The organism is Streptomyces sp. NPDC002690 (genome assembly GCF_053592415.1).
The window spans coordinates 1-6,859 of record NZ_JBSFVR010000394.1; the positions used below are offsets into that span (position 1 = coordinate 1).

General features: G+C 72.2%; 7 protein-coding genes. 2 read left to right on the forward strand and 5 right to left on the reverse strand.

Annotation, left to right across the window (positions count from 1 at the left end; translation table 11 throughout):
* Nucleotides 1–51: 51 nt before the first annotated feature.
* A complete protein-coding gene (locus ACWD3D_RS31445; RefSeq protein ID WP_451464149.1) occupies nt 52–1,212 on the forward strand; it encodes a serine hydrolase domain-containing protein in 1,161 nt (386 codons plus the stop codon).
* Nucleotides 1,213–1,238: 26 nt separating this feature from the next.
* Here the strand turns inward: ACWD3D_RS31445 and ACWD3D_RS31450 are convergent, their stop codons facing one another.
* A complete protein-coding gene (locus ACWD3D_RS31450; RefSeq protein WP_451464143.1) occupies nt 1,239–2,186 on the reverse strand; it encodes a CehA/McbA family metallohydrolase in 948 nt (315 codons plus the stop codon).
* 125 nt (nt 2,187–2,311) lie between these two features.
* Here ACWD3D_RS31450 and ACWD3D_RS31455 point away from each other — a divergent pair, with 125 nt between their 5' ends.
* On the forward strand, nt 2,312–3,106 hold the full coding sequence (locus tag ACWD3D_RS31455) for an SDR family NAD(P)-dependent oxidoreductase (protein ID WP_451464144.1): 795 nt from the start codon (nt 2,312–2,314) through the stop codon (nt 3,104–3,106).
* 58 nt (nt 3,107–3,164) lie between these two features.
* Here the strand turns inward: ACWD3D_RS31455 and ACWD3D_RS31460 are convergent, their stop codons facing one another.
* From ACWD3D_RS31460 to ACWD3D_RS31475, 4 genes are all read right to left on the reverse strand, one after another.
* A complete protein-coding gene (locus tag ACWD3D_RS31460; RefSeq protein ID WP_451464145.1) occupies nt 3,165–4,016 on the reverse strand; it encodes an EamA family transporter in 852 nt (283 codons plus the stop codon).
* Nucleotides 4,013–4,549 carry a YbaK/EbsC family protein gene (locus ACWD3D_RS31465; protein ID WP_451464146.1) on the reverse strand — a complete coding sequence of 179 codons (537 nt, stop codon included), beginning with the start codon at nt 4,547–4,549 and terminating at the stop codon, nt 4,013–4,015. Before ACWD3D_RS31465 ends, ACWD3D_RS31460 begins: the two co-directional genes overlap by 4 nt.
* A gap of 134 nt (nt 4,550–4,683) precedes the next feature.
* Complete coding sequence (locus tag ACWD3D_RS31470; RefSeq protein WP_451464147.1) at nt 4,684–6,312, reverse strand: penicillin-binding transpeptidase domain-containing protein; 1,629 nt, start codon at nt 6,310–6,312, stop codon at nt 4,684–4,686.
* Between the two features lie 319 nt (nt 6,313–6,631).
* A partial coding sequence (locus ACWD3D_RS31475; RefSeq protein WP_451464148.1) for a hypothetical protein occupies nt 6,632–6,859 on the reverse strand: 228 nt, incomplete at its 5' end.

Consider the following 6,859-nt stretch of genomic DNA (forward strand, 5'->3'; position numbering starts at 1 on the left):
ACCCGCGCGGCCATGCAGGATGGGGGGATGAGCGGGAGCGCGGAAACAGGCGTGGACGTACGGGGCACGGTGGCGCCCGGATTCGAAGCGGTCCGGGACGCCTTCGTACGGAACTTCGAACAGCGCGGTGAGCGCGGCGCGGCCGTCGCCGTCTACCGCGACGGGCGCAAGGTCGTGGACCTCTGGGCCGGTACGAGAGACGTGGACGGCACCGAACCCTGGGCCGTGGACACCGTCCAGGTCGTCCGCTCGGCGGGCAAGGGCATCGCCGCCGCCGTCCCCCTGATGCTCCACCAGCGCGGACAGGTCGACCTGGACGCCCCGGTGGGTACGTACTGGCCCGAGTTCAAGGCGAACGGCAAGGAACGCGTCCTCGTACGCGACCTCCTCGCCCACCGCGCCGGAGTCCCCGCCCTGGACCGCCCGCTCACCCCCGCCGAGGCGGCCGACGGCCACACCGGACCGGCCGCCGTCGCCGCCCAGCGGCCCCAGTGGGAACCCGGCACCGACCACGGCTATCACGCCCAGACCTACAGCTGGCTCATCGGCGAACTCGTCCGCCGGGCCACCGGCCGCACCATCGGCCGCTGGATCGCCGAGGAGATCGGCCGCCCCCTCGGCCTCGACTTCTGGTTCGGGCTCCCCGCCGACGAAGCCCACCGCGTCGGCCGTATCGGCCCCGTCGAACCACCCGCGACCGGCGACCCCGGCGCCCTGCGGATGCGGCCCAAACGCTCCGTCACCGCTGCCTACGCCGACCCGCACTCGCTCACCCGCCGGGCCTTCGGTGCGATCCACCCCGACCCGGACGAGAACGACCCCGCCTACCGGGCCGCCGAACTCCCCGCCTCCAACGGCATCGCCACCGCCCGCGCGCTGGCCCGCTGCTACGCCGCGATGATCGGCGAGGTCGACGGCCACCGCCTCTTCGCCCCGGCCACCCTCACCCTGGCCCGCACCGAGGAGTCCACCGGCCCCGACCGGGTCCTCGTCGTCAACACCCGTTTCGGACTCGGCTACATGCTGCACGGACCCGCCGCCCCACTGCTCGGCCCCGGCTCCTTCGGCCACCCCGGACGCGGCGGCTCCCTCGGCTTCGCCGACCCCGAGTCCCGTATCGCCCTCGGCTACGTCACCAACGGCCTCCAGAAGGGAGTCACCGCCGACCCGCGCGCCCAGGCCCTGGTCCGGGCTCTGCGCTCGGCGCTCTGAGGCGGGTCAGCCGGCCCGCACGGCTTTCATGTCAGGACAACCGGGTTGGTGATCGCCGCCATCTGCCGGTCCGGATGGCGCACTTCGGCGCGGACGAACCCCGACTCCCCAGCGCTGGTCCGCCACTCGACCTCGCCGGAGCCCTCCGGCGCCAGCCGGACGTGGTGGACCACGCCCCGTTCGGTGTGGAAGGAGACGGTCGCGGACGGGACGCCCCGCACCCGTGCCCGTACGACGGCCTCCCGTCCACGGGTGTCGAGGCACCCGCCCACCTCCGCCGTCTCCGCACCTGCCGTAGCGGTGAACGACACGTCCACGGCGGCCGATCCGGCGATCCAGCTCCGCCCCGCGCGGAGGGCGGCGAGCATGGCGGGCGTGGTCAGCTCCTCCGCGAGCACCACGGTGTGCGGGACGCCGAGTTGCCCCGCCAGATGGGTGTCGCTGTTACCCACGGCCGGCCGCCACCGGCCCCGGTGGACCTCGGCGGCCAGGCCGCGCCCCCACTCGGCGAGCGCCGCCTCGTTGTCCGCGTTCCACGGAAGGTCCGACGTCCAGAGGCCGTTCCACACCTCGACCGCGTCGAAGCCCTCGTACGCGTGGGTGAAGGTGCCGGTCGGATACGGTGCGTGCGGATGCGCGGCCACGCAGATCCCGCCCGCCCGGTGAACCTGGGCCAAACGGGATCCGATCTGCCCTTCCCGTACCCCGTACTCCCAGTCGACGACCTCTCCCGGCCCGATGCCGAGCGCGAGCCAGTGCCCGGTCGCCGTGGTCACCTCCGCGCCCAGGATCACCAGCAGGTCGGCACCGGCCTGTCCGGCCCAGTCGGCGTGCGCGGCAGCGGTGTTGTGGTCGGTGGTCGCGACGAAGTCGAGTCCCGCCGCCCGCGCGGCGGCCGCCAGCTCCGCCGGGGTCAGCTCCCCGTCCGAGTACACCGAGTGCACATGACAGTCACCTCGGTACCAGCCGCCCATGACGCCTCCGTCCGGTGCGCCTGCGCACGCGCACGGCCCGAGTCTCGTCCAACCCCGACTCAGGTGGGCGCGGTTCCTTGCAACACCCGTGACCACGCCCGCCCCACCGCAGTACGGTCGCCCCCATGACACCCCACGCACTCCCGCGTTTCGACGGCCACACCGCCCTCATCACCGGTGCGGGCCAAGGCGTCGGCGCCGCCACCGCCCGCCGGCTCGCCGCCGAGGGGGCGTCGGTGCTCGTCACCGACCTGGACCCCGCCCGTGCCGCCGCGACCGCCGCCCGGATACGGGACGAGGGGTGGGCCGCCGAATCCCTCGCCTGCGACGTCGGCGACCGGGCGGCCGTGGAGGCTGCGGTGGCGTACGCGGTCACCGAGTTCGGCCGGCTCGACGTCCTGGTGAACAACGCCTACGCGGCGGGCCTGGACGCCGAACTCTTCGAGGACGAGAGCGACGAGATCTGGCAGCGCGATCTCGACATCTGTCTCGGCGGCGCCTTCCGCTGCTCCCGCGCCGCCCTTCCGCACCTCGCCGCCTCCGGCCGGGGCGCGATCGTCAACATCGGCTCGGTCAACGGCGAACAGGACTTCGGCGGCCACGCCTACAGCGCCGCGAAGGCGGGCCTGGCCAGCCTGACCCGTACCCTCGCGGGTCACGCCGGACCGCGCGGGGTGCGCGTCAACCTCATCGCCCCCGGCACCCTGCGCACCGACGCCTGGGCGGGCCGCGAGGCCGAACTCGACCGGGCCGCCGCCCTCTACCCGCTCGGCCGCGTCGGCGAACCGGACGACATCGCCGCCGCCGTCGCCTTCCTCGCCTCCCGCGACGCGTCCTGGATCACCGGCACCACCCTGAGGGTCGACGGCGGGCTGCTCGCCGTCAACACGGGCTTCAGGCGGGCGATGGCGGGGGAGTGAACGGGCGCACGGCGCTCAACCCGCGCGGGGCTCGATCCGCGTGCGCGGCAGCAGCCCGTCAGCCCGCGTGCAGCATCATCCCGATGCCGACCACCATCAGCCCGGCCGCCGCGATCCTCGGGGCGCCGAACCGCTCCTTGAAGAGCAGGGCGCCCAGCGCCGCGCCCACGATGATCGAGGACTCGCGCAGCGCCGCGACAGGGGCGAGCGCCGCGCGGGTCTGGGCCCACAGAACCAGTCCGTAGGCGGTCACCGAGAGGGCCGCCCCGAGTAGACCGCGTACCGCCAACGGGGCCAATTGGGTGCCCAGTTCACCGCGTCGGAGGTAGAGGGCGTACGCCGGTACGGCGAGCCCCTGCGCGATCATCAGCCAGGCGATGTACCCCAGCGAACTGCCGGACGCGCGTACCCCGACGCCGTCCACCGTGGTGTACCCGGCGATCGCGAGGCCCGTCCCGAGCGCCGCCACCAGGGCCGGCCAGTCCGGGCGGCGGCCGGAGCCCCGGATGCCCCACAGGGCGAGGCCGACCAGGCCCGCCGAGGCCACCGCCACACCCGCCGTGGCCCAGGCGCCCGGCCGCTCGCCGACGAAGACGGCCGCCAGGAGGGTCACCACGAGCGGGGCCGTACCCCGGGCGATCGGATACATCTGGCCGAAGTCGCCCAGTGTGAACGACCGCATCAGCAGCAGCATGTACGCGATGTGCAGCAGCGCCGAGACGCCCAGGTACGGCCACGCCTCCGCGTCCGGGAACGGCAGGAACGGCGCGGCGACCGCACTGATCAGCAGCCCGCCGCCGGAGATCAGTGTGAAGGAGAGGAGCTGGTCCCTGAGGGCGTGGGCCAGGGCGTTCCACCCGGCGTGGGTGAAGGCCGCCAGCAGCACCGCACCCGCGACCAGCGGGGTCACGCGGTCCGCTCGCGCACGTCCACCACCGTGCCGCCCGCGTGGGCGATCAGACTCTTCGGATCGAGCGGGAAGACCGTGTGCGGAGTACCCGCCGCGGCCCACACGACCGGGTGATCGAGCAGCCCCTGATCGGCCAGCACCCGGGGCTTCGTGACGTGCCCGAAGGGCGGTACGCCCCCGATCGCGTACCCGGTCGCCTCGCGGACCACGTCGGCGCTCGCACGCTTCACCTTCGCCGCGCCCAGCACCTCACGCACTCGTTCGACGTCCACCCGGGAGGCGCCGTCCATCAGGACCACCACGGGCTCGCCGTCGGCCACGAACACGAGGGACTTGGTGATTTCGGCCTGGTCGCAGCCGATCGCGGCGGCGGCCTCGGCGGCGGTCCGGATGGCGTCGGGGAAGCGGCGGACCTCGACCTGGAGCCCCAACTCCGCCAGCGCGGCGGCGAATCGCGGGTGCGCCTCGGCGTGCGCGGCGGGGGCGGTGGTCTGCTGGGACTCGGCGTCGGGGCCGGTGGCGGAAGTACTCATGATCCGCAGGCTACTCGCGCGAACGGGACGTGCGCAGCACCGTACGGACGCCCGGGACGCGCCCCGTACGCGATGGTGCGCCGGTCCACGACCTGGACCGGCGCACCTGCAACCGGCATAGCGGCACTGCGGGTTTACCCCGCTCGCAGCACCGCCGCGACGACCGGACCGGCCGCGTCGCCGCCGTGACCGCCGGACTGGACGACTCCCGCCGCCGCGAGGTCGCCACTGAATCCGGCGAACCAGCTGTTGGAAGTTCCCTGCCCGGCGACCTCCGCCGAACCCGTCTTGGCGCCCTTGTCGCCGTTCACCGAGCTCATGGCCTTCGCGGCGGTACCCCACGAAGCGGTGGCCCGCATCATGGAGTTGAGCTGCTGGACGACTGAGTCCGGCAGCGAGCGTGAGGCCTTGGCGATCGGCCGCCCGTCCAAGTCCTTCGGCACGATGATCGGCTGCTGGAACGTTCCGGTGTGGGCGGTCGCGGTGATGGACGCCATGTTGAGGACGTTCATCTGGATCGTGCCCTGTCCGATGTACTGGGCGGCGGCCTCACCGCCCACCTCCTCGGGCACGCTGCCATCCCAGGTGGTGACGCCGGACTTCCATTCCAGACCTATCCCGAAAACCTCCTTCGCCTCCTTCGCGAGCGCCGAGTCGTCGCGCACCTCGTCGATGAGCTTGATGAAGCCGGTGTTGCAGGAGTTCGCGAATGTCTGGGTGAAGGTACTGCCGTCCGGGAGTGAGAAGTTGTTCAGGTTGTGGAAGGTGCGGCCTTGCCACGTCGCTTCCTTCGGGCACTCGACGGCCCCGTTCGCCGTGGCTTTGCCGCGTTCCAGCAGCATCGCGGCGGTCACGATCTTCATCGTCGAACCGGGTGCCTGCTGGCCTTCGAGTGCCACGTTGAACTCGGTCGCGGGATTGTTGGCGACCGCCCGGATGGCCCCGGTGGACGGCCTGACGGCGACGACGGAGGCCCCGCTGAACTGCTTCACGGCCTTTTCGGCCGCGGCCTGCACGTTCGCGTCGATGGTCGTCTGGACCTTGCCGGGCTTGCCCTTGGCGAGAGTGAGCAGGGTGATGTCGGGGGTGGCCTCGTCCGCACCCTTGATCCACGTCTCGATGCCGGCGGTGCCTCCCGCCTTCTCCCCGTACTTCTTGCGGAGGGTGGCGATGACCGGCGCGAGCGACGGGTACTTGTCCGGGCTCAGCACCACGCCGTTGCGGTCCACCGCCTCGATTTCCGGTGAGGACGACTCTCCGGTGAGGAGCGTCGCGCCCTTGGTCAACTGCGGGTGCACGAGCGTGGGTTGCCAGTCGACGAGCGGCTTGCCGGTGGTCAGCCCGCGTACCACGGTCAACTTGGAGGAGTAGGAGAGCGGCTGGCTCTTCCCCTCGAACGAGACGGTCCCCTTCACCGTGTACGGCACCGTCGCCCCGGTCGCCGGGCCCGGGGTGATCACGACGTTCTCGATGTGCGCCTCGGTGGAGTACCCGGTCAGCACGGGCTCCGCGTCCACCGGGTTGTTCGTCAACTGCGAGGCCGCGGGCCCCTTCCCGGACGACCAGGCGGCGAAGAACGCCTTCGACGTCTCGGCGATCTCCTTCGTGTCCGGCGGCCCGGTCTTCACCTCGGCGGGCGCGCCGGTCGAGCCGATGCCCACGCTCCCGTCCTCGAACAGCACGCTGTACGCGCCATAGCTCAGTCCCCCGGCCACCAGCACGAACGCCCCGCCGACGATGGCGACTTTGACTCCGCTCCGCATGGTTGTGGTCCCTCCCCCGTGATCATTCTTGAACGCGTTCAAGAATCTGTCTGCGCGAATGACTGTACGGGACATGCGTAACGGTGGTGAAGGTTGTTACCAGAACGGGACGATGGGTTCCGGGCGGAGCGGGGGAGCGCTCTCCCGGCAGGTGGCCGGTTCTCGTCGGTGCGCGGTGCGCGGTGCGCGGTGCGCGGTGCGCGGTGCGCGGTGTGCGGTGTGCGGTGTGCGGTGGCGCCACCTCGCCCGGGGGGTCGCTCGCGCAACGTTCACCCGTCCGTCAGCAGTCCGTCAGCCGCCCATTGTGGTCATGAGCCTGTCAGTTCGGTGGAATCGGGTCATGGGAGACCACGGGCACCATCATGCGCACGGGCACGACCATCATGGACACCACGACGCACACCACGACGCACACCACGACGGACGCCACGAGCGGGTCTCCGGCGAGCAGCCGTTGAAGGCGAACCGTCCTCCGGGGCGTAGGAGGCGGGCTACGGCCGAGAACACCTTGCGGGTGTCCGTCTTCCAGATCGCCGAGTTGCACACG